Origin of the sequence: Mucilaginibacter gossypiicola, from assembly GCF_900110105.1 — a bacterium.
In the GTDB taxonomy this organism is placed as follows: domain Bacteria; phylum Bacteroidota; class Bacteroidia; order Sphingobacteriales; family Sphingobacteriaceae; genus Mucilaginibacter; species Mucilaginibacter gossypiicola.
On record NZ_FOCL01000009.1, the window covers coordinates 146,057 to 169,281 of the forward strand.

General features: G+C 40.8%; 20 protein-coding genes. 9 read left to right on the forward strand and 11 right to left on the reverse strand.

Annotation, left to right across the window (positions count from 1 at the left end; genetic code table 11):
- Positions 1–168 precede the first annotated feature (168 nt).
- Positions 169–1,515, forward strand: a complete 1,347-nt coding sequence (locus BMX50_RS25460) for a BamA/TamA family outer membrane protein (RefSeq protein ID WP_244281101.1) — start codon at positions 169–171, stop codon at positions 1,513–1,515.
- Between the two features lie 52 nt (positions 1,516–1,567).
- On the opposite strand, the gene BMX50_RS25465 is transcribed toward BMX50_RS25460, so the two are convergent.
- Both BMX50_RS25465 and BMX50_RS25470 read right to left on the reverse strand, forming a co-directional pair.
- Positions 1,568–2,230 carry a hypothetical protein gene (locus BMX50_RS25465; protein ID WP_143065264.1) on the reverse strand — a complete coding sequence of 221 codons (663 nt, stop codon included), beginning with the start codon at positions 2,228–2,230 and terminating at the stop codon, positions 1,568–1,570.
- Complete coding sequence (locus BMX50_RS25470; RefSeq protein ID WP_091216613.1) at positions 2,164–2,913, reverse strand: hypothetical protein; 750 nt, start codon at positions 2,911–2,913, stop codon at positions 2,164–2,166. Before BMX50_RS25470 ends, BMX50_RS25465 begins: the two co-directional genes overlap by 67 nt.
- A gap of 240 nt (positions 2,914–3,153) precedes the next feature.
- Between BMX50_RS25470 and BMX50_RS25475 the strand changes: the two genes are divergently transcribed.
- The 5 genes from BMX50_RS25475 (at position 3,154) to BMX50_RS25495 (ending at position 9,305) form a co-directional block, all read left to right on the forward strand.
- Positions 3,154–3,900 carry a hypothetical protein gene (locus tag BMX50_RS25475; protein ID WP_091216618.1) on the forward strand — a complete coding sequence of 249 codons (747 nt, stop codon included), beginning with the start codon at positions 3,154–3,156 and terminating at the stop codon, positions 3,898–3,900.
- 15 nt (positions 3,901–3,915) lie between these two features.
- A complete protein-coding gene (locus tag BMX50_RS25480) occupies positions 3,916–4,710 on the forward strand; it encodes a hypothetical protein (protein ID WP_091216622.1) in 795 nt (264 codons plus the stop codon).
- 142 nt (positions 4,711–4,852) lie between these two features.
- Positions 4,853–5,215 (forward strand): BlaI/MecI/CopY family transcriptional regulator, encoded by a 363-nt coding sequence (locus BMX50_RS25485; protein ID WP_091216626.1) that lies wholly within the window; start codon positions 4,853–4,855, stop codon positions 5,213–5,215.
- Positions 5,212–7,560: a M56 family metallopeptidase gene (locus BMX50_RS25490; RefSeq protein ID WP_091216630.1), complete on the forward strand. Its 2,349-nt coding sequence runs from the start codon at positions 5,212–5,214 to the stop codon at positions 7,558–7,560. Before BMX50_RS25485 ends, BMX50_RS25490 begins: the two co-directional genes overlap by 4 nt.
- 44 nt (positions 7,561–7,604) lie before the next feature.
- Entirely contained in the window at positions 7,605–9,305 is a 1,701-nt protein-coding gene (locus BMX50_RS25495; RefSeq protein WP_091216634.1) for a S41 family peptidase, read from the forward strand.
- Between the two features lie 75 nt (positions 9,306–9,380).
- On the opposite strand, the gene BMX50_RS25500 is transcribed toward BMX50_RS25495, so the two are convergent.
- The 4 genes from BMX50_RS25500 to BMX50_RS25515 all read right to left on the reverse strand — a co-directional run bounded on the left by BMX50_RS25500 (position 9,381) and on the right by BMX50_RS25515 (position 14,148).
- Positions 9,381–9,761 (reverse strand): hypothetical protein, encoded by a 381-nt coding sequence (locus BMX50_RS25500; protein WP_143065265.1) that lies wholly within the window; start codon positions 9,759–9,761, stop codon positions 9,381–9,383.
- 84 nt (positions 9,762–9,845) lie between these two features.
- Positions 9,846–12,089, reverse strand: a complete 2,244-nt coding sequence (locus tag BMX50_RS25505; protein ID WP_244281102.1) for a CRTAC1 family protein — start codon at positions 12,087–12,089, stop codon at positions 9,846–9,848.
- A gap of 156 nt (positions 12,090–12,245) precedes the next feature.
- Positions 12,246–12,794, reverse strand: a complete 549-nt coding sequence (locus BMX50_RS25510) for a hypothetical protein (protein WP_143065266.1) — start codon at positions 12,792–12,794, stop codon at positions 12,246–12,248.
- Between the two features lie 223 nt (positions 12,795–13,017).
- Positions 13,018–14,148 (reverse strand): acyltransferase family protein, encoded by a 1,131-nt coding sequence (locus BMX50_RS25515; protein WP_091216644.1) that lies wholly within the window; start codon positions 14,146–14,148, stop codon positions 13,018–13,020.
- 502 nt (positions 14,149–14,650) lie between these two features.
- On the opposite strand from BMX50_RS25515, the gene BMX50_RS34785 reads away from it, so the two are divergent.
- Positions 14,651–15,199 carry a hypothetical protein gene (locus BMX50_RS34785; protein WP_091216647.1) on the forward strand — a complete coding sequence of 183 codons (549 nt, stop codon included), beginning with the start codon at positions 14,651–14,653 and terminating at the stop codon, positions 15,197–15,199.
- A 90-nt stretch (positions 15,200–15,289) separates the two neighbouring features.
- Here BMX50_RS34785 and BMX50_RS25525 read toward each other — a convergent pair whose 3' ends face one another.
- From BMX50_RS25525 to BMX50_RS25535, 3 genes are all read right to left on the reverse strand, one after another.
- Positions 15,290–15,748 (reverse strand): putative quinol monooxygenase, encoded by a 459-nt coding sequence (locus tag BMX50_RS25525; protein ID WP_208864796.1) that lies wholly within the window; start codon positions 15,746–15,748, stop codon positions 15,290–15,292.
- Between the two features lie 10 nt (positions 15,749–15,758).
- The gene (locus BMX50_RS25530; RefSeq protein ID WP_091216655.1) at positions 15,759–16,943 is read right to left on the reverse strand and encodes an acetyltransferase domain-containing protein; all 1,185 of its coding nucleotides are present in this window, start codon (positions 16,941–16,943) and stop codon (positions 15,759–15,761) included.
- A 74-nt stretch (positions 16,944–17,017) separates the two neighbouring features.
- Entirely contained in the window at positions 17,018–17,296 is a 279-nt protein-coding gene (locus BMX50_RS25535; RefSeq protein WP_091216659.1) for a (2Fe-2S)-binding protein, read from the reverse strand.
- Positions 17,297–17,780: 484 nt separating this feature from the next.
- Between BMX50_RS25535 and BMX50_RS25545 the strand changes: the two genes are divergently transcribed.
- Positions 17,781–18,368, forward strand: a complete 588-nt coding sequence (locus BMX50_RS25545) for a TetR/AcrR family transcriptional regulator (RefSeq protein ID WP_091216667.1) — start codon at positions 17,781–17,783, stop codon at positions 18,366–18,368.
- Positions 18,369–18,417: 49 nt separating this feature from the next.
- Positions 18,418–19,215, forward strand: coding sequence for an SDR family NAD(P)-dependent oxidoreductase (locus BMX50_RS25550; RefSeq protein ID WP_091216672.1), 798 nt, complete (start codon positions 18,418–18,420; stop codon positions 19,213–19,215).
- A 528-nt stretch (positions 19,216–19,743) separates the two neighbouring features.
- Here the strand turns inward: BMX50_RS25550 and BMX50_RS25555 are convergent.
- Positions 19,744–22,224: a mechanosensitive ion channel family protein gene (locus tag BMX50_RS25555; RefSeq protein ID WP_091216676.1), complete on the reverse strand. Its 2,481-nt coding sequence runs from the start codon at positions 22,222–22,224 to the stop codon at positions 19,744–19,746.
- A gap of 535 nt (positions 22,225–22,759) precedes the next feature.
- A complete protein-coding gene (locus BMX50_RS25565) occupies positions 22,760–23,167 on the reverse strand; it encodes an EthD family reductase (RefSeq protein ID WP_091216685.1) in 408 nt (135 codons plus the stop codon).
- Positions 23,168–23,225: the final 58 nt, after the last annotated feature.

Here is a 23,225-nt window from a genome sequence, read left to right on the forward strand (position 1 = left end):
TAGCAATATTTAACCGGAACAAAAAAATAATGCAGCTAAATCCATTGCCTTAATGCATTGTAAAATTTAAAGTTCAAACATTCTACAGCTTTTGGGGTTTAAAATTGAGCTAACCACATCACAATTAACAGTTAATAAATTGAATTTTAAACATTTATATACGTTAGCGTGCATCACAAACCATCATATAAAATTTCTATCCTGCTTTTACAGACGGTTTTATTTATACTATTCACAGGCATCACAATAAATGCCTGTGCCCAGGTACAGGTGCCTGCCGATTCGGTAAAGGCCGATTCACTGCGCATTAAAGAAAAAAAAGAACAACCGGCCAAGCCTACTGATACTTTATACAAGCAATATGACTTTGGCGACCTTGTTCGTAACGTACTGCATCCAGGCCGGCCGGCCGATGCGCCAAATAAAAAATCATCGGGTATTACGGTTATACCCAACGTTGCATCTAACCCAACCATCGGGTCGCAAATTGGCATCAAGGCTGTAGCAGGTAAAAAACTGGGCACTGATCCAAATACGCTGTTATCGGTTGCGGCTACATCGGCGTCCATTACCACTAAGGGGATTATTTACTTTTATATTAATCATAACGTATATACACCGGGTAATAAATGGAATTTTCAGGGCAATTTGGTTGCAGCCAAAACGGTTTCGCCCGATTATGGTTTGGGAATTGGCCAGGCATCAAGCGGCAGCGAAGCCGACCAGGTGCTGGCCAATCCCGAGCGTAAAGGCAGGGCACTGCATTCGCAATATTATAATATCCGGGAAAAGGTATACAAAGAGATAGATAAGGGATTGTTTTTAGGTGCAGGCGCGTCTTTTGATATCAGGCGAAAAATTGAGGATACCAAATCAACAACTGATCTTACGCCCTACAATATTTACAGCGACCGGCATGGCTTTGCCCGTGACCATTACGCAGCTAATGGCCTGCTTTTTAACCTGCAATACACTACCCGTGATAATCAAAACCGCGCCTACCGCGGAATTTATGCAGATGCAGGCTTCCGCATTAATCAAAGCTGGATGGGTAGCTCCAAAAACGCAGTACAGTTCACTACCGATTTCAGAAAATATTTCAGCCTGTCAGAAACCAATCCCGAACATGTGGTTGCTTTCTGGAACTGGGGTTCATACCTCATCAGCGGTAACATCCCCTATCTTGAGCTCCCCGGTACAGGCAAAGACCCGAGTTTCCGCAGCGGTCGTGGTTATGTTGTGCAATATTTTAAAGGCACACAATACAACTACTCCGAAGTAGAATACCGTTTTCCGATACTCAGGAATAAGTTTGTAAGCGGCGTGGCATTTGCCAACTTGCAAACAACCAATGATGAATCGGGCACTAAAATATTTCAGGTATGGCAGCCGGGTTATGGCGGTGGTTTGCGTGTGCTATTTAACAAAGCAACCCGCACCAATCTTTGCCTTGACTATGCCTTTGGCCGGTACGGATCAAAAGGGTTCTTTTTGGGATTGAATGAGGCATTTTAAAACAAATAGCCCTTGGTTTTTGACCAAGGGCTATTTGCACGCTATCAATAAATTAGTTAACGGTGGTTAACTTATAAACACCATCCATCCTTACCGAAAACACTGAACCATCCTTAAGCTGATAATCTGTACCGGCGTACGATGAGCTACTAACATCAATGAGTTTCAACTCTTTGGTTTTTAAATTAAGAGTGTAATATCCGTCGATATTTGTTTGGGTGTCGAAACCAAAATATTGGTAAAAGGTTACTACGTCGTTTTTAATGTTATAGATCACCGGGAAAGAAATTGAGCGTCCGTATTTAAAATCCGACTGGTAAACAAGTGCTTTATCTTTATAAACACTAAACCCTGTAGTCAATTCGCCATTGGCAATCTTTTGCACCGAGGCAACAAAAGCGTATCCCGTTGCATCATCAATATCAATTAAGCCCGAACCATCACCAAGATTTAATGGCGTGGCGAATGAACCATTAGTTGTATTTACCACCATGCTCTTATAAAGCAGGTGACCGAATGAATATTGATCAATAGCCGTAAAATCAACATTATTTAACGAGTATTTAACTTTCGACAAGTTCGACAAATCAATAAGCGACGCGGTATTTGCACTAAAAACAGGATTGGTTACCATAACATGATCATTAATCACACGTGAAATACGGCCATAACCCCAGGAAACAATGTCAACGAAGGTTGATTGCTTTTTATCCATATCATACCGGCCAATACAATTGCGTCATTATCAGGATCGGTATATGCCGGCACATTTAGGGTGCTTTTATTACCGAAGGCAAGCAGCTCATGATCGGATACCGCCCTGATAGGGCTACCAGTCAAATCAAAATCCACCTTATCAACAGCAAGTGTTTGCAGGTCTATCCGGCTGGTTTGAATAACATTGTTGATATCATCCTGGATAAACATATACCTCCGCGATGGAGAAAGATCAAAACCCTGCGGCCCCTGGTTGTATTTTAAGGAGAGTATTTTTTGATAGTTATATTTTTTGATGTACACGTGTGTGTAAGCCGGTATCCTGTATTCATACGTTGTGTCTTTACCAGCCGATGATTGTACCCTGAAATTATAAGTTTGACCGGGCTTAAAAGCATAATTAAAAGTAGCCGAAACATAGCCCGAACCGTCATCCGTTACCGGCATAGTTGCAAGGGTTGTAGTATCTGCCTTTAATAAAATTTTTGCCGGAGTTTTATCGTCGTCTTTCATAAAGCTCATTTTTAGCTGATTATCGGCTAATGGGATAGCTTTAAATTTGATTAAACCGGCATCTTTTACTACAGATTTTGCGCCAACAGGAAACGTTGGAAGGTTATCTTTTTTTGAACAGGCGCTGATGAACAGTACCCCTGTAATAAGGCATAGGTATTTTTTCATAAAAATAAACAGTTATACTCAAAAATATTAACATAAAAAACAATCATTATTAACCAATTATTAAATTTTTGTTTTTTTATGTATTCTTTTTCGATACCTTAATAGCTATAATACATTGCGGTTTAACTTCTTGCAAACAAAATTGTATAACAAACCAGCCTGTGTGAACCGATTATTATATTTAATTTTATAAAGAACAGCTCCAAACGCATCACCTAACCATATTAACAAACAAGAAGCATGGCCAAAAAGAAAGCAGCAGACAAAGATGCCCCATGGAAAAGCCTGCAATTAAAACTGGGCGTAATCACTGTTATCCTGGGTTTGCTAACTACCGGATATAATTTACTAAAAAAGAGTCCGTCCCCACCTGTAAACCCCGATCTTAAGGCTAAGCTGGAAATCTCATACATCAGCATGACCAGTGATATTTATGCAACGGCCGGGAGTGATAGTGCCGCCCGGAAAAAGAATGCCTTCTATTTGGATTATCCTATTTTAACCAACGAAATATCTGACAATAAACTTCAAAAAACAGATCAGCTATTTAGTGATACCGCAGCTGCCGATTTCGATTTGTTTGTTACCTGCCTTATGATCCAGAACAAGGGCAAAGGCGACGCATCAAATATCGAACTTGATTTGAGCAAGCTTAATATCAAAGAACCACTCACCATTACAGAAGATAATCAAACCCAAAATGATTATGACAGCCAGATCAGGGCCAAATCCCCGGCGGTAAAACAGGTTATACAATTACCTTCAACCCTTTCAACAGGGCAGGGTATTTTAATTCCGTTGTTTATTAGCTATGATAAACCAAGCCCAACTAACACCAACAGGCAGTGGAAAATTGAGTCGAAAACTATTTTCCTGCCGGATAATATCCGGTTCGCCGAACCAGCAGATACCGCCCGGCAATCATTAAAGATCAGAAAAATGTTAAGCCCGGTACGCTTAGCCGAAGGTGTACAGGGACGCGGATAGTTTGAAATATGAACGATGGAAAACAACGAAACACAATCAAATAAAAATAGCCTGGCCATTGTACTCATGGTTATTGGCTGCATTTTGATAGCCGGCAATATCTATTTCTTTATCAACCGTCAACAGCATAACAGCATACAAAAACAACAGCTTGATAGCCTTGCCAAACAATTAGATACCGCCAGTGCAAAATTTGAGATTGGTTATGGCGAAATGAGCATAGCCTCGTATAATAAAATGAAGGCAGAAACGGAACAAATGGACGGCAATCCATTGGTTTACCCGGTGATGAAGAACGAAATTGATAATCTTATAACTACCAATACCTATCATCCCGATTATGGATTACCAAGTACTTACTTACAAGATTTTACTACCTTATACAAACAAAATAAATTAAAGCTTTCGGGCAGATCGGTAGCCTGTTTAATAGTTAAACAAGCCGGTAAAGGCAAAGCCCAATCGGTAAAACTTGATATTAACCATTTGAAATTGGATGAGGTAAGCGAAATGTACGATCCTACCGATATCAATAAATTTGAAAATCCTGAAAACGCCGGCAAGCCGCCTCATAAAACCCAGATGCAGCTGGATCTCGGTGTTATGGATACCGGTAGCGCGTGGCTTATTCCACTTTATATTAGCGAAGGTTTCAGAAGGGTAACAGGCGACGGAGACCCATCCATGTGGTTTGTTACCGGCGGGCCAATACTTGTGCCGGTTAGTTTAAGTTACATTAATAAAGATAAAACCAGCAAAGAGATCCCGTTAAGAAATGTACTTGATCGCCCTATAGAGATACTGGATTAAAACCGCTTTGCCTCCCTTATTTATAAACTCATATGGGTATTTTCCCAAAAACGAACAAACTCCTAATAAATTAGTACAAATACTAATAAATTAGTTGCATTACTAATTTATTAGTATTAAGTTTGTTTATATCACTAAACCAATGCAAAAATTAGCTAAACGCGAAGAACAGATCATGCAGGCAGTATGGACCCTGGAGAAAGCTGTTATCAAAGAAATTATACAGGAACTTCCTGAACCTAAACCTCATTACAACTCGGTGGCAACCATGGTCAAGATCCTTGAAGAAAAGGGGTTTCTTGCGCATGATACCATTGGCAATATCTACCAGTATTATCCTGCCGTATCAAAAGAGGAATACCAAAAACACGCCATGAAAGATATCGTGAGCCAGTATTTTGATAATTCCTACCCACGAATGCTGGCTTTTTTTGCCAAAGAAGAAAAAATAAGCGAAGATGAGTTGAATGACATTATCGACATCATTAAATCAAACAAAAAATGATACCCTATTTGCTGTATGTAGCCATGCTGCTGGCGGTTTGTTTATTGTTTTACAAACTATTGCTGCAACGCGAAACGTTTTACCGTTTAAACCGGTATATACTACTATGTTGTTTAGGATTCTGTTTTCTGACCCCAATTATACGGCCTCCAGCTAAATGGTCGGTACAAAAGGGCGAGGAGCCGGTTAATCAGCCTGCTTTAATACAACAATCGCAGCAAACAGAAACGTTTGAGGCAAAACTAATAGAAGAGCCTGCACAAAAAACCATCTTAACCCCGGAGCAGCCCGACAAAACCACGCAAGCCGTAACAGCCAAACCCCAGCCAAAACCTACCTTATCTGTTACACAGGTTATAAAATGGCTGTTGATACTATATTGGGCAGGTGTAATAATATTCGCCTTAAACCTTTTGGTACAAATTGGCAGTACTCTTTACCAAGCCTTCACCAGTTCATCAATAATTGACGGCCGATACCGCATTGTTGAACTCAACGGTAATAAGGTGCCCTGCTCGTTTTTCAACTACATTTTCATTAACCCTGCCGCTTACGATTGGGATACCTACAGCCAAATCCTGCTGCACGAAAAAGTACATGCCAAACAATTACATAGCCTGGATATTATATTGGCCGAGCTATGTATTGTATTTCAGTGGTTTAATCCGTTTGCATGGCTGTACCGCAAGGAAATGGAAAATAACCTGGAATACCTTACCGATACTGCAGTGCTAAACAGTGTCGATACCGACAAGGCAGCCTATCAGCTCAGCTTACTTAAAGTATCCGTACCCGAATTTTCTCTGCGGATAGCTACCAATTACAATCAGTCACTTCTGAAAAAACGCATTACCATGATGAACGCCAAACGATCAAACCTGCACATTTTATGGAAGTATTTTACTTTACTCCCGCTGTTTTGCCTGTTTATTTGCGCGCTTAACCAACCTGTTAATAGCGCTCAGTCAACTAACAGTTCGGCATCTTTCATCAAACCAGTGGCCAATAACGCATCAGCATATAAAAACTTTGATGCCGAAGTGGAAGGTTATTGGTTTGCCGCCCGTGATGGCGATAATATGAATATGGATTTCAAAGTGACAACCAAAGGCCACAACTGGAATTATAACTCCTTTAATGTTCCCATGAAAGCCCTTTCGTCCATGCCCCGAAAACAAAAAGGTGATTTTACGCTAACCCGTGATGCCGGCACCATTCTGTTCAACGGTAAGTTTGACGGAGATGAGGGCCTTGGTCGTTTTAAGCTTAAACCTAATAAAGCTTATGTAGATATGTTACAAAAAGAAGGTCTCGAACAGATCGAGCTCCATGAGCTCCTTGACCTGTTATTAACCAACGTAGAGATAGATTATCTTGAAAAACTTAAAAAATATGGTTACACAGCTGCAAAAGTTAATGATTTGACCGCACTACGATATTTTGGAGGTACTGAGAATGACATGAGGTTTTGGCGGGCGCAATACAAGGACATTACATTGAGCGATCTCACCCGGATTAAAATAAATAAACTGGACAGCTCATTTGTATCCGAAATGCGTAATGCCGGATACCGGAACTTAACCTTGCAGCAATTAACAAGCTTTAAATCACAAAAAATAACACCAGAGTATATACGGAGTATTGTAAGTGCTCGCAAAATAGGAAGGGCACAAGGCGATACAACCAGTCTGCTCCCTCCTCCCGACGAGCTCCTGTCAGCCAGGTATGCCAAGGTAGATAGCACTTATCTGCGTGGATTAATAAGCGCAGGGTATAATCTTACCGGCTCGCAACTTCATTCATTTAAAGTGTACAATGTAACACTCGGGTATATTGACAGCCTTAAAACCATGGGTTACAGCAACCTCACATTTGCTGACATGATAGGCCTGCGCAGTCAAAATATTACTGTAGATTTTATAAAGCAATATCGTACAATAGGTTTCAATGATATTCCGGCAGACTATTTACCAAGCTTTAAGCGATATGATATCAGTCCTGAGTTTATTAAAAGTTACCAAAGCATGGGCTATAAAAATATCAAAGCCTCAGAACTGGTACTCATTAAAACCCGGGGCATTACTGCCGATTACATAAAGAGCTTTCAAAACCTGGGCTACAAGGACATTGAACTGGCCGATATCATCAGTATGAAGCATGAAGATATCACACCGGATTTTATTAAAGGCTTCAATGATCTTGGCTTTAAGAATGTGCCGGTAAAAGATCTTATCCTACTCAAAATGGCGGATGTTACCCCGCAATACGTGAGTTCCATGAAACAAAAAGGCCTCAATTCAAAAGATCTGCATAAATACATTAATCTTAAAAACTCCTTTAATTAATGCCGTAAACAAATAATAATAATTTACCTCCTAAACCAAACATCATGAAAAACCACAAATTAATCCTTATCACCTTATTAGCCTCAGTTTTTACATTTAAGGCTGTGAGCCAGCAGCATTTATCGGCCATGCAGGCTTATGATAAAGCCCAACAGGACCGCTCAGATGCCAACGACCTGTGGGAGAAAAAAGATCCCTCCCCTGCCGAACTTAACCGAAGCATTGGTATTTTAAAACACACCCTTGTTTTTTTAGATAGTCTGCCGATAAAGGAACTGGCGAATGGTAACTTCTATTTAAAAGCCCGCGCCTATGATGTTTATCTTGATATGGCCCAGTCATATACAGTGGCCGGTAAAAAAGATTCGGCGATAATGGCCTTAGAGAACAGATTTGCCCTTAGCGGATCAAGCTACCCTATCGATAACATGGACAATTTTCCTTTATTAGCCCCTCTTGCCCAGGAGCCAAGGTATCTGGCTATAATGGATCAGATGAAAAGGCAAAAGGCATTATGGCAAAACGAAGCTTTTAAAACATCATACAAAGACAATCTCACGGATGCGGAAAAGGTTGCCGGATTATCACTGCTATGGTCGCAGGCTAAATACAATTTTGTCAATTTTGTTCATGCTGGTATCGACTGGAACCAAACCTATCTTGATTATCTGCCAAAAGTTACAGCAACTAAAACCACCGCCGATTATTACAAGGTATTGATCAGCTTTTACGCGCTGTTAAAGGATGGGCATACTAATGTTTATTTTCCGGATGCTTTAGCGGGGCAGTTTTATTCCCGCCCGCCGTTCCGTACTCAATTAATTGAAGGCAGGGTATTTGTGACCCAGGTTTTTAGCGATAGTCTTTTTAAAACAGGTATACAACCCGGATTAGAATTATTAAAGATTGATGGCGAACCGGTGATAGATTATGCCGAAAAAAATGTCAAACCCTACCAAAGCAGTTCAACTCCGCAAGACCTCGAAATCCGCGAGTTTAGCTATGCCCTGTTAGCCGGGGCAAAAGATAAACCTCTCAACATAGAGTTTAAGACAACCAAAGGCAAGGTTATCAGTAAAACCATAGCCCGCACGGGTTATCATGATGTAAAAGGGCTTAAAACGCTGGAATATAAAACCATCAACAATGTTGGCTATCTTACCATTAACAATTTTGAGGATAACAGTATCGCTAAACAATTTGATTCGCTTTATACTGCTGAAATAGCAAAAACCAGGGGGCTCATTATCGACATCAGGTACAACGGAGGCGGCAGCAGCGGTATAGGCTATAATATTATTAACAGGCTAACTGACAAACCTTTCAAAACCTCGGCCGCAAAATTTATAACGTTGGCATCAAGACCCGGTGCCGAACCTGCATGGACAGACATGGGCTTTGGCGAATGGAGCCCTAACAAAAAGATATTTTATGATAAACCTGTGGTTGTACTGATAGGGCCACGCACATTTTCGGCGGCCGAAGATTTTACTGTAGCTTTTGATTATATGAAAAGGGGTAAACTAATTGGTATGCCTACAGGCGGCAGTACCGGTCAGCCGGTATCTTTTAATTTGCCCGGCGGCGGCGTTGCCCGCGTTTGCGGCAAGCATGATACCTATGCAGATGGGAAGGAGTTTGTTGGCATTGGCATTAACCCGGATATAATAGTAAAACCAACTATTAAAGATCTTTTAAATGGTGTTGACGCCGCCAAAGAAAAGGCGCTCCAATTACTCCAATAAAGCAACGCTCCTGTATCATAAAAACAAAGGCCGCCTTTTTTAAAAAGCGGCCTTTGTTTTTATAGTATAGTTGGCTCATTGACCGTTGGTAGCGCTCCAGCCGTCGCCCCAGCCACTGCCGCCGGTTGCTTTTGCACCTTTTAAAAGCTTATCATACTTTACTGCCTGTCCCTTGGTTAAAACAGCTTTAATCTTTGAAATGGTAGTCGCGCGTAATGGTTTAATATCAACCAGCATCTTGGTGTTGTCGCCTTTGTCTGCAGCTTTTATCTTTTCAAATTTATCAGATGATTCCTGGTATATTACCGCAATTTTTTCGGTTTGCTTATCGGTAAGCTTCAATTGCTTTTGCAGCTCTTTTGATTTTTCAACAGGTTTTGCTCCTGGCTTGGTTTGTGCGTTGCCTGCTGCAGCCAATCCTATAAACATACAGCATAGTAATAAGAACTTTCTCATGGTTTAAGATTAAATTTTAATTGACATAAATGTAACCATTTTGGTATAAAATGAAGCCAATATTTTCTATTACAAATGCTTAAGTTAATTTGTTTTAGCTGCCATTTGCATAGGCATACAAACAGGCATGCTTTTGCCCCTGAAAATCAGTTTTGTTAGCTGGGTAGTTTTGTATTGGTCGTTACCTTCTGTAATATTTAAAAACTGGTTTGGGGCAACATTTTTAAAGTACTGCACCGTGCCGCTGCCTGCCCATTTGATCTCAATTTCATCAATTACCTTTGCCTGGCCAATGCCTATCTCTTGCTGTAAAGGTGATGATCCAAAACTTCCGCCCGAGTTAACATCTTTGTAAACAGAACGCTTAACGCCGTTTTCCATAAAAGTAAGTTTTATATGGCTCCCTATGGCAGCATTATTGGCTTTCGTACCGTTCAATTTCAGGCTGATCCAGTTATTATTACTTACACCCGGGTTCATGTATAATGAGCTGGTATATGAGTCGCCGATGTAGGCGCCGCCCATTTCGGCAAAAATATCCTGATGGCCGTTGTTCCTCAAATCAGCAAATGCCACACCGTGCCCTTTTTGCAAATTACCCATACGCGATGATGACGTAATATCTGCAAATCTTTTCCCGTCGATGTTCCTGAAAAACTTATTGGGCACCAGCGATTTAAAATCGGGGTTTCCTGTGCCGAAATACATATCGGGATAGCCATCGTTATCAATATCGCCAAAGTTAGCGCCCATGCTGTAAACTACTTTATCAAGTCCGGCTTCCTTGGTTACATTGGTAAATGTGCCGTTATGATTGTTTTTATACAGATAGATATTGCCGGCTTCCGGTACGGCTTTACCCAGGGCGGCAGCGGCACTATAATATCCTAAAGTATGTTCAAAGTGATAATTGGCAACCATTAAATCGGGCCAGCCATCGTTGTTATAATCATAAAACCAGGTAGTAAAAGTGCGTTGTTTGATCTGGTCGAGGCCCGATTGCGCGGTAACATCTTCAAAATCTACGCCGGCTGCAGTTTTACCTTTGTTTTTAAGCAGGTATTTATGCCCATCCATCGTTGAAATAAATACATCGACAAAACCATCGTTATCATAATCGGCAGATGTCACCCCCTTTACGAAAGCCTTGATACCGCAATGGGCAGCAGTGGTTATATTAGTGAACGTGCCGTTGCGATTATTCATATATAACTGGCATGTTGACTCATCTGCAGAGTACATCGACTCTGAATTTTCATTACCTACAAACACATCCAGCCAGCCATCATTATTAAAATCGGCCCAGGTTGCTGTTTGGGTTGGGTGAAGCATAAACAAACCGCTTATAGCGGTTACATCGGTAAAAGTACCATCGCCATTATTACGCAACAGCGAGCTTGGCTGATTTCCGAAACCCCTGGTAAGCCATGCACCGCGCAAAACAAAAATATCCAGTTTGCCATCATTGTTGTAATCAGTTTGCTGAATATTCAATCCGCCGTTAATGCCCTTTAAACCTGAGGCCTCGGTACGGTCGCTAAACGTGCCGTCCTGGTTATTTTGAAAGTAATGCATCGGGTCGCTCAGGTCCCAGCCCGATGTCATGATATCAAGGTAGCCATCGTTATTAAAATCATCAACAATTACCCCTCCAGCACGGCCATTGATATTAAGACCAAGGTTGGCTGCCACGTCAACAAAGGGCTTAACCTGATAGGTGGTATCCGAGTCGGTGTTAAGACCGGGGATTAAAACATCCTTTGGTACTTTTTGTGGGTACTCGCCAAGTGTCATATATGCAATATTGATCAGCCAGCGCGATTGATAATCATTGGGATGAAGTTTTAGCAACATTTTATAAACCTCAATTGCTTTTCTTGATCCGGTTTGGATCTTATGCACACCGTCATCCTTAATAGGGAAAATGCATGACGAACCGGAATGGTTTAGCATACAATTGCTGCGCTCGCCCAAACGCATATAAGCAATGGCCTGTTCGGGCAACGTTTCGTCGGTCGACATGAAGTCGATATTATCCATCAGGTACTTATAAATATTAACTGATTGCTGCTCTTGTCCGGCCTTTAATAGTAGTGCCGCCTTTGAAAATAAAACCTCAGGACTTTTACCAAGCCGCTTGGTTTTAAGTAACGAATCGCAGTAAGCCAGCTTCATTTCCGGATTAAACGGATTGGAAATGGTGTTATTTTTTATATTGATTTGTTTTAGTACCTGCGCCATATCCTCGTTAGAAGAGCTTTGGCAGGATGCAATTATGGTGAAACCGCACAGCATCATAAGGGCTGCGGTAATTTTTTTCTTTATCATAAAATATTCATTTACCAGCGCTGATAAAATGCTAAAGCATATTACCCGCGCAAGAATCGCTACGGAATAAAAAATTATTATATAAAATCTGCGACAACAGCACCCAAGGGGGACATTAAACAAATGCCTGCCTTTAATTGGGTTAAATGGAAGAAATTAGCAGGATGCTTTGGGTGGTTGTTCAGGAATTTCCTGGTGAGCGTTTATTAAAAACGGCACGGGTTGTGCAACGTTTTCAGGCAAATGTGTTACAGGGCAATAAAATTCAAATTGTATAAACGAAAGGCTCACATTATCCTGTAAAACCATTTTGCCAAAGGGCACATGCTCTTTTTGCGGCACAGGGATATCCTTTATTCCTTTTGCATCAAGTACATTACTATCTGCAAAGCGGGTGGTTTCATAGTTAGGGATGCACATCAGGTGAAGGGCATTCCTTGTCATTCGCATTTTTACGTAATTGTAAGTGGAGCTTCCAAATGTAATATGCCCGGATATGTTTTCAAAAAAACTCCAATCATGAATGGTGGGCAAATTAACAGGGATAGTAACTTCAGTAAGGTCATTTACATTATACAATCCTTTTTGAACCTGTTCCTTGAAAAACTTGTCTGATTTGTAAACCAGATATTGATGCAACATTAGCTGCCCGCCAATGTTGAGCAGGTAAATATTGAGTAATATTAGTGCAATGGTCTTTTTCAAGGGTTTATAAGCACCTAAAGATGAGATTTATAAACGATATTTTCAAACCTTATTTATGTACATCTAATTTAATATTACCAAATACATTAAAAGTATATAATATAGAAGTATAACAGACTCACCCAATCTGAGTGAAAAACAAAAAATCCCCTCTTTGCGCAAATGCAAAGAGGGGATACAAGCGTAGTGATACAGGCTGAGTTGATACCCATACCCGCCAATATTATCTAGCCTTTTTTAAAAGATAGCGATTCTTTAACCACTCCCTAACAGGTTCGTCATATAGCTTAAGGCAAGCATAGGCTATTGCAATGCTCACTACAAAAATGCCCAAACCACCAAGCAGCCCCTGTGCCATAGGTATCTTATTATTTGTTACCCAGGCTATGTGAAAATAAATGAGGGGATAGTGGGTAATGTAAAGCGGGTACGACAAATCGCCTATAAATTTGCAGATCCTTACTGAGCTTTTGCTTTTTAATGTTCCGCCTGCGCCTATGGCAACAATCAACGGAAAAACGATAATAATACAAAACGACTCATATAAACCATTCATCCATAAATGTTCTGGCCCTCCTATCCTTGGCACGCATAAAACAGCAATGATCAAAACACTGCAAAGCGTAAAAGCGCCTTTAACATGTACCAGCTTGCCCATGCGGCAAAGCAGCATCCCGGCAAAAAATGGGTAAAGCAACCGGGTGAAGCCAATGTACAGCTGTGTTTTATCAACCGACCATCCACCAATTACATCGCCCTGAGGCCCCATCACCGTGTAATGAATGAGCAAACAGGCCGATGCAAACACCAATATTGCCAGCAGTGTTTTAGAGAACTTGCGGATCACCAGCGCGTAAAGAATATTAGCTATATATTCAAAAAACAGTGACCAGGCCGGGCCGTTAAGCGGGTGCATTTCCTGCCAGCCGCGGATATCCATTGAGGGTAGTATTGGGATCAACGTACAACCAACCAGCATTACCACCAGCATTTTCCAAACCGGCGTATCATGAATAAGTGGAAACGCTGTGCCGCTTTGTGAATAGAAAAAAAAAGCGCCAATGATCGATCCGACAATAACCATAGGCTGCAGGCGGATGAGCCGCCGCTTATAAAAATCCCACTGGGTCATTTTGCCCCAACGGTCATCATAGGCGTAAGCAACTACAAAGCCCGAGAGCACAAAAAAGAAATCAACCGCCAGGTAGCCGTGATTAATAATTTGATGAAAACGATCACCGGAATAGGTTTCAAAAATATGAAACGCCACTACAAACAGCGATGCCACGCCGCGTAAGCCGTCAAGAATTTGATAATGCCCTTTTGTTTCAAGGTAGGTAGTGCTTTTACTCATTAGCAGGAAAACAAGTATGATAAAATTGGTTAATTAAAGATTGATAGCATGCGCTGCAAACAGGGCACAATACCATGGCTATAAATATGCTTTAATTTATTGGCAAGTCAAAATCAACGCTGATGAATAGCGTTGCATCCTGATAGATATATAAAATTTTTACAATTTTTCAATCCCAAAGAGGGCAACCCAGACATTTTTATGTGTTTTAAGTAAGCTGAATATGCACAGCATCATTTAATTACCCAATAATAAATGCAAAAGCGGATTCAACTCGCTGATATAATTTCACAACATTTCACATTTTTTATTAAATTCGTTTCAATCAATATTGTAATTAACCTACAACCTTACATCATATGTTATTGCCCCGCCTAAAATATAATTCTAAGTAATACCACTGCATATATGAAAGATACCGTAACCGGAACTTTCAGAACTACATCTTAAACCGCTCAGATTAATTTAAACTATATATTTTTTCACCTAAAACACCACAATTATGACCTACTTTCTAATTTTCGTAATCTGCTTTATTGCAGCAGCCGGCATTTCTGTCGCTATCAAGAACAAAAAAATCAAATCTCTTGTAGCGCTAATGGCTAAAAATGGATTTTCACCGAATAATATAATTGAGTTTCAGGACAATGTTATCGGGCTCAATATTGATACTAACAGGCTATCAATTGCCGACATCAAAAACAAAGACATTATCAATTTGCAATTTGATAGTATCAGGGATTATGAAATACAAAAAAATGGTTTAACTGTTTACAAAAAATCAGGCACCGTGGGCCGGGCAATAGTTGGCGGTATATTATTTGGTGGAGTTGGGGCCATCGCAGGTGCAGCCACATCCAAAAGCAAAGGCCGGGAAAAAGTAGAATCGGCCAACTTCAAAATCTTCACCAATGATTTCAATAACCCGTCATTAATAATAAAAATATTCGACAAAAATCAGCACGATAAAATAAAGGATAAGCTCTTAAACAACGCTCAATTAATGGCCGATAAGCTGGCCATTGTTATCGAAAAGCAGGCAAGCGTTTAAAAAACAAAAAAGGTGCCTAACAGCACCTTTTTTTGTTCTTCCCATAACGATCATAATTGGTAAAAAAGATGATACAGCCTGGGGCAAATGTTACAAATGCGGCTTAGCAGCAAGTACAATTGGTGTGGTTTCCACAAGCTCAAGCGATTTAACCATATCTTTTGTGGTGCTTTTGTATTTTTTAAAATGAGCTGTTTGCAAATGAGCCTGGTATGCAGCGGCATCTGCATAAATCTCAAAAACTGTGATATGGGTTGGGTTATTCTTTTCTGCTACTGCATATAAGGTTAATACCCCGGCTTCAACGCGTACGGCTGTTTCGGCGTGCTCCTTAAGCGCAGCCATGTAATTTTCTAATTGTGCCGAATCTATTACCAGCCTGGCTATACGGACCACATGGTTTTTATCCTGCGCAGCGGCATTTTCGGGTTTGGATACTGATAACATAAAAATTAATAAAACCGACAATAAACCGTTTCCCAGGGTTGTCATCCGGGCTAATGGATTATGTTGTCCGGATACTTTTGAGGTTAGACTTACAGCTTTCATATTTTGTTTTTTATAGATAACTCAACCACCACTTTCCTTTGTTAGCCTGTTTGTATGCATCGTAACGTTTGCATAAAGGATACAGGCCAACTACGATGCCGATCCAAACAAGGTATGCAACAGGCAATGAAAATCCATAACCTTTTAGGTCGGTAGTGAACCAGATTGGTTTTGTCAGGAACCATAACTTCCAATTTTGCCCTGGCGTTAATAGCGATGCTATTATTGCAATTAGGTGAATGATATAGATATGAATAAGGTAATAGAACATAGGCACCCTGCCATACACCGAAACTACATCTACAACCTTCCCTTTTGATTTTTCTGTAAAGGAAAGAAACAAAAATGCAGCCCCCAATGTCAATAACAGGTACAAAAGCGATGGCGGGTATTTGTTTACCTTAATAAATGAAAGCAGGGTAAATAATGCATTTTTCTGTACGCTCCATTTTACAGGATCGCCATATAGGTTGGTATAACGTAGTACGATGAACAAAGCCAGACAGCACGCTCCTGCTATCAATAAATTTTGTTGTCTTTTGCTAACATTGTAACCCGCTGTATACCACCCGCCCAAACAATAACCTAACGACATAACGGCCATTAGCGGTACAATGGGGTAGCCTACCAGTAAAACTTCCTTATGCCACATAAAAAACTGCTGTTCATGAAGCAGCGACCAGCCAAAGGCAGGCAATGAACTCCCAGGCACATGAATATGATCTGCAAGGTTATGCCCCAGTATTATCACAACACTAATGCCCAGGATCAATTTTTTAGGCAGGTGAACTAATGCCGCCAGTATAATCATGCTTAAGCCCAGCGCCCAAATGGTAATAAAGAAAAACATGGGGAAGGTAATGTTGAAATTCCAGCCAAAGTTAACCACAACCATCTCAAGGAAAATAAGCCATAACCCACGTTTCATCAGGAATATGGATAAATCCCTTTTGGATTTCTTTTGCCCGATGAGGCTGGCCGAGGTTCCGGCAAGCAGCATAAATATCGGGGCACAAAAGTGGGTGATCCACCTGGTGAAAAACAATATGGCACTTGTTTTTGTAAGATCGAGCGGATCATAAAAAAACGATCCGGAATATAAATAATCCCTCACATGGTCAAGGGCCATGATGATCATGATGGCTCCGCGGAGAAAATCGATAGAAGTTATCCGATTTTTTAAAATTGTGCTCATTCAGGTTTTTGGGGTAAAACTAAAGATACCACTTTTGGTAAAATTATATAGCAGAAAAATAGCTGAGTATTTTTCTAATAAACTTTATCAGGTATTAAGATTATCGTATTGGCTAATTCATCGTTCACCAGTATACCACATGCCATAACATTCCTTTTGGCCTGTGAATATGGCGAGGCTATTTGTACCACACAAGTGCCGCAACTCCCCATTCCGCAACATAATCCAAAGCCGGGGATTGCCAGATGATCTGCTATGAGCGACATCAAACTATGGTATTGCCCATGAGTGATTTGTACCCGGTGGCTTTCGCCCCGATAATTGAGTATTAGCGATATTTTATTGCTTTGCATTATTTTGCGGCTGGTAAACGCCGGTTTAATACTAATAAAAACTATTTTCTTCGCATTATAACTATTGCACCAATAATCATAGCAGTACCGGCAGCCGGAAATACTTTATTAGTTGTAACCGCATGTATGTGGCGATTTCCGGTGTACATTGTTATTAAGAACACTCCTATTATAAACATGGCTAAGCCGCCTATCTGAATAAGTCTCATAACTATAGTTGTTTAGTTTGGCAGTATCAACGCTAATACAAACGTAACCAGAGCTAAAATATGTTCTGACCTAATAAAAACGCAATCTGAAAGTTACATTTTTTCTTACCTCCTTCTGCCTGCTTATAACATTTGAGGGATATGCGAAAGTTGGCCGCTTAAAAAGACCAATCATGATCTCATTTTACTTTTCAATATTTGTCGTTAGTATGTCATAAGGAAAACAGAATCCTGCGGCCGGTTGCTTCGTTTAAAATTATAATTACCTTTGCTGAGTGATTGCTCACTCAAACATATCTGAAAAGAACGAAGCTATTTTACAGGCGTCTCTCCGGCTTTTTGTGGAGTATGGCTTTCATGGAACGCCAACAAGCAAAATTGCAGCAGAGGCAGGTACTGCACACGGAACAATTTTCACGTATTACAAAACCAAAGATGATCTCATTGCTGCGCTGTATGAATACGTTAAAAACGAATTCCGCGATTTCCTGGTAAAAAATGTCAGAGGCGAGGGCACTATCAAAGAAAGATTAAGAGATCTTTTCTTTTACTCAGTTCAATGGTCGCTCGATAATCGAAAAGAGTTTTACTTTACACAACAGTTTCAGTACTCAACACATTTAAAAAAAGCCTCAACTGAATCTATTGTTAAAGAAAAAAGCCTGCATCGTGCTATTTACCAGGAAGCACTGGATAATAAAGTTTTCCGGCCGCTGCCACTCGAAATGATTGCCGAACTTGCCATGAGCCAAATGATTGGCATGTTTCAATTTTTATCCGAAGTGAATTATCCCCCAGCTGAAACAAAAGCCTTAATAGATGAAGCCTTTACAGGTATGTGGAGAATGCTTGCAGTAGCGTAAAAAAATTTATCAAAAAAATGAGTGAGTACTCAATCAAAAACAAATTATTATGAAATTAAATTTAGAAAACAAAAGGGCCCTGGTAACAGGATCGTCATCGGGCTTAGGCAAAGCAATCGTTAACTTGTTAGCTGCTGAAGGTGCAAAAGTGATTGTTCATGGCCGAAATGAAGAACGTACCCGCGCTGTTGCCAACGAAATTATTGCAACGGGCGGAATTGCTGAAATTGCATTAGGAGATTTATCAACAGAGGAAGGCGCGCAAGCCGTGGCAGATCAGGTTCTTGCACACGGCCCGGTCGATATTTTAATTAACAATGCCGGCGGCTATGCACACACCACCTGGAAGGAAGCTACCGCAGATGTTTGGAAAAACACTTATGAAACAAACGTGCTTTCCGGTGTTAGAATGATCAGACATTTGGTACCGGGGATGAAAACCTTGCAATGGGGGCGCGTAATTACGATTGGTGGGGGCCTTGCTATTCAACCTACTGCAAGTTTACCAGACTACAGTGCCACCCTGGCTGCGCGCCATAATCTGGCGGTTTCATTGGCCCGCCAATTAAAGGGAACCGGAATTACTTCAAATGTTGTTGCTCCGGGTGCTATATTGATCCCATCGGTGCAGGAATTGATAACTAAGCTCGCACCGTCTCACGGCTGGGGGGAAACATGGGATGAGATAGAAAAGAAATCTGTAGAAGCGTTGGTACCCAATGATATCGGCAGATACGGCCGGCCAGAGGAGATAGCAGGCGCCGTAGCTTACCTGTGCAGCACCTATGCCGATTATATTACTGGATCCGTTATACGCGTAGATGGTGGTACTGTTCGTTGTTTATGATTGCAGATGAAATAGGAGCCGAATCAAAACTGATGCTACCCCCTATTTGAACTGCTCAAGAAAAAGCGTCATGCTTTCGGCATGACGCTTTTTCTAAGTAAAAATGAGTCCAGTACCTTACCCCTGAAGGCAATTAATTTGCATTCAACTAAATCTTAGCTTACAGGTTTAAGTGTAGCCTGTTGATAAAATGCCAAATCATTCCGAACGTAAGCTACGCACAGGATTTGCCAGCGCTGCTTTTATGGCCTGGAAACTGATCGTTAACAGGGTGATCACAATTGCTGCTATCCCAGATGCGATAACATAAGCAGCAAGGCCTGATAAGCACAGGCAGGAGTAGCGGCACTATATAAGATCATTAACATATCATGCCCGAGGACTGCTACATTAAGATAGTTTACTTTTCCTTCAACTACAGCGATCATTAAGGGAGCCGATTCTTTTATACCTTATATTATCATTAACGGCGAGGCACATCGGATATGTTTAAATACGTTTTGCCAATTAATCACTGCGGCAAAAGCATTAATCTTCTGGTTTGTGCAGATAAATATCTTGCTGAGGAATAGGGATTGTAATGCCATTAGCAGTGAACGCCTCCTTAACGGACATGATCAGATCGCTTCTTATAGCGCCAGCATCTTTTAATTGCCTGGCCCAAAAATATACCTTCACGTCAATTGAACTGCTGCCAAATTGTTCATATTGAATTAACGGTCCGGGGTTTTTCATAATCCGCGGATCATTTTCAAGAATTTCTGCAAGTAATTTTTTTGCAGCATTGAGATTGGCATCGTAACCAATTCCGATAGTTATTGATATCCGTTTACGATTACCCGCCAGCGACCAATTTGTAAGGTGAGAATTAAGCAGGTCGCCGTTAGGCATCACCAAGTCTGCACCATCCCACGTAGATATAACGCTACTGCGGAAGCCTATTGATTTCATGGTACCTCCTTGTCCGTCAACATCAACAATATCGCCAACGTTTACCGGCTTTTCAAAAGCGATGATCAGCCCGCTTACAAGGTTGTTAACCAGCGTTTGTAAACCAAAGCCAATACCCACACCCAATGCACCCAACACTATAGTGATCTTATCGAGCGGGATACCCACTGCGGCTATGGCCATGAAAAGGCCGATACTCAATATAGTGATACGGATTAGCAGTAACCAGCTACCTATCCCCGCCTGCCCTTTTTGATCGTCTTTATCTCCCCTGAGGTGGTTATCCGAAGCAAAAAAAGACACAATTTTAGATATCACCACCGATATTGCCATAATCGCTACAAAAAGCAATAGCTTATTAATAGTGAAAGTATAATCTCCGATTGAGCGTTCCCGGCCGAAAAATTCAGAGATCGGCCTTGCCAAATAATCGAACCCCGCAAAACTACGGCCAATCAAAACTCCCCAGCCAATAACCAGCAACACGTAAAAAGCGGGATGGATCTTTTTTCCTACTTTATCGAAATTGAGATAAAATAATTTCTTATCCTGGTGGGTATAAACGTTAAAGGCCAGAAAAAGGCCTTCATTGATCAGCCTGATCACCCACAAAAAAATAATGGCTACAACCACATTCAGGTAGCCACTAATCATCAAAGATTTGGAAAGATTGTACCTCCCAAAAACGTTTGCAAACACAGCTGTAGATTCGAGAAAAACCATCAAGCCGATAGATACCAATATCCATCTTTCCCGCAGTTCTTCCTGCTTACCTTTACGCAGAACAAATATTCCCGCAAAGGAGCCTATCAGCGATAAAAACAACATGATCCAACGCTCTGTTCTGGAAGCCTGCAGGATAAGGTTATCCAGGGTGGCTAATAAAAACAAGGCTACCATTAATAGCCAAACATTCATCCAGTAGCGTGTAATAAAGCTTTTGAACAACACACTCAGGCAAATACAACTAACTGCCCAGAAGATAACATTAAGGATAAAAGGCGGCCCTAAAAACGCAAATTGAAACAAGCTTATCACGATGATGAGCGCAGAAAGTAAGGGGTATCGCAAAACCAACTGCCCTTCAAAATCCGTTGTCAGCAACTCATCTGCGATATAGATATTTTTAAGAGAACGTATGTAGACAAACGATGCCAGCACCATACAAAAAAGTACAATGAATGCCCCTACATTATTTTGAATATAAAACGACAGGGTAAGCCGTCCTTTTGCCCTTGCCTGCGTAAGTATTTCATTAAAGGGGCGATAGGCTCCTGCCGGCCCCCAAATATTGTCAAAATCCCTGCTGAAAGAATTGTCAGCCATCTTTTTTTGGTAAACCGAGATTTCGTCCAGCGCGGTTTGCAGTTTCAGGTTATTCATGCTAATACTGTCCACCAGGTTCTGAACATTGTAGCTTGCAAGCCTGAGCGCGGCATCTATAGGCTTTAGTTGACGGGCTACAACTTTTATATGTTGAAAATATTTGATAATGCTTGCCGAATCCTTTGGTAACTTAAAGAGTTGAGGATCATCTGCCAGCGAATCAAGCTGGTACCTGAACAAACCAAGGTCTGTATGGTAAACCTCAAACTTATTTTTTAACGAGGTAGATTTGTTTAGTAATTCGGTAATGATTTTTGAGGTGGCGGTTAGGTTTCTGAAGGTTTGGGCGCTTCCTTTATTGATCAGCACCCCATCGCTCGCCGTTTTAAAATCTGCGTCAATGGCGTTGATCTGTCTTGCAGCACCAGCAGTATCTATATTGTTTTTGAGATAAGCGCCCGCCCTTTGCATGGTCTTCTTAATTTCACTAAACAGCCTGTTCTGTACCGCAGTGGCTTTGTCTGTTTCAAAATCGTCCGCGCTTTCCTTTGACATCTTTTTTGCAAGTGCCTGCAATTTCGCAATAGCCCCGGTTTTTACGCTATCCTGCGTTTTTGTACTGGTTGAATCTGTGCTTTGGGCAAACGCAGCCCCGGTAAAACCAATACCAGTAATAAAAACAAAGATTAAGTAAATAATGGTCGTTCTTATATCACGGCAGGTGTAAGGCATATACTGAAGTTAAGCAGATGTGACAGTGAATACGAATATAATATTCGTTTGGGAGGTTTACTTAACTTCAGTAATAAAAACTATTTGAAAACAGCTGCCTTTTGCACAATTAGCTGCTGCTTTTGCAGCAAGCGGTTTAATATTTATTAAAAGCGCCCATTATTAATACCTGATATCACCAGCACAACAACTCAATTCAATATCTCCTTCATTTAGTATTTTATCCCCCATTTTTTGAGGCCTCCTCTCTTGCCATCAGGGCCCGAACTCAAAATTGTTAAACATTATTGAAAATGAAATAGCTAAGAATAAAGTGGATCAGTTACAAAATTATTGACAATGCCCCTGGCAATAATAGGCAGGCACAAGCTTGCTTCTGAACAAAAAAGCCCCAAATATTTCGATTGGGGGCTTTGGCTTTTAGGTAGCGTGAACATGGCCATTTCCCTAACTGTTAAGGATGATTGCAAATCTTTTTTAACATTTAAAGCTACCTCAATCAGCGAGTTGGTCGCAATTTTTTGAAAATGTCATGTTACTTTATCACCTCACTTACCAAAATAACAGGAGTGATATTGGTGTAATTTGAAAAATCAGCCCGAATGCCATCTCTATTCGGCGCGATAGCCGCCTGATAGTCGCTTAGGCTTTTTACATAAAAAGTACCAATGGCCATAAAAGGCAATGGCTGGTTAGGTATACCACTGGCAATCCCTTTTTCAATGGTGTATTTAACCAAATTCGCCCCTAAAAACCCTGCTACCATTGGCATGTGCTTCGTTTCATAATATTCCATATTAAAGGTTTTACCCTCGGCATAAGGATACATGACGGATACTTTAATTAAGCCTTTTTCCACAATAACTGCGTTCTTTTTTTCCTGACCAAACGCAGTGAAACAGGTGGTAAAAAGGAAAAATGATAAAATCAATCTTAATTTCATAACTGGCTTGTTAAATGATAAAGCACTCTAATTAAATAGATTACACAAATATTAAAAT

Bases quoted from the DNA above. Each gene is read 5' to 3' on its own strand.
- BMX50_RS25505 (WP_244281102.1), bottom strand. From the start codon at position 12,089: ATGATAAAGAAAAAAATTACCGCAGCCCTTATGATGCTGTGCGGTTTC.
- BMX50_RS25485 (WP_091216626.1), top strand. From the start codon at position 4,853: ATGCAAAAATTAGCTAAACGCGAAGAACAGATCATGCAGGCAGTATGG.
- BMX50_RS25555 (WP_091216676.1), bottom strand. From the start codon at position 22,224: ATGCCTTACACCTGCCGTGATATAAGAACGACCATTATTTACTTAATC.
- BMX50_RS25465 (WP_143065264.1), bottom strand. From the start codon at position 2,230: ATGGATAAAAAGCAATCAACCTTCGTTGACATTGTTTCCTGGGGTTAT.
- BMX50_RS25470 (WP_091216613.1), bottom strand. From the start codon at position 2,913: ATGAAAAAATACCTATGCCTTATTACAGGGGTACTGTTCATCAGCGCC.
- BMX50_RS25490 (WP_091216630.1), top strand. From the start codon at position 5,212: ATGATACCCTATTTGCTGTATGTAGCCATGCTGCTGGCGGTTTGTTTA.
- BMX50_RS25475 (WP_091216618.1), top strand. From the start codon at position 3,154: ATGGCCAAAAAGAAAGCAGCAGACAAAGATGCCCCATGGAAAAGCCTG.
- BMX50_RS34785 (WP_091216647.1), top strand. From the start codon at position 14,651: ATGACCTACTTTCTAATTTTCGTAATCTGCTTTATTGCAGCAGCCGGC.
- BMX50_RS25495 (WP_091216634.1), top strand. From the start codon at position 7,605: ATGAAAAACCACAAATTAATCCTTATCACCTTATTAGCCTCAGTTTTT.
- BMX50_RS25515 (WP_091216644.1), bottom strand. From the start codon at position 14,148: ATGAGTAAAAGCACTACCTACCTTGAAACAAAAGGGCATTATCAAATT.
- BMX50_RS25530 (WP_091216655.1), bottom strand. From the start codon at position 16,943: ATGAGCACAATTTTAAAAAATCGGATAACTTCTATCGATTTTCTCCGC.
- BMX50_RS25565 (WP_091216685.1), bottom strand. From the start codon at position 23,167: ATGAAATTAAGATTGATTTTATCATTTTTCCTTTTTACCACCTGTTTC.
- BMX50_RS25500 (WP_143065265.1), bottom strand. From the start codon at position 9,761: ATGAGAAAGTTCTTATTACTATGCTGTATGTTTATAGGATTGGCTGCA.
- BMX50_RS25535 (WP_091216659.1), bottom strand. From the start codon at position 17,296: ATGCAAAGCAATAAAATATCGCTAATACTCAATTATCGGGGCGAAAGC.
- BMX50_RS25550 (WP_091216672.1), top strand. From the start codon at position 18,418: ATGAAATTAAATTTAGAAAACAAAAGGGCCCTGGTAACAGGATCGTCA.
- BMX50_RS25480 (WP_091216622.1), top strand. From the start codon at position 3,916: ATGGAAAACAACGAAACACAATCAAATAAAAATAGCCTGGCCATTGTA.
- BMX50_RS25525 (WP_208864796.1), bottom strand. From the start codon at position 15,748: ATGAAAGCTGTAAGTCTAACCTCAAAAGTATCCGGACAACATAATCCA.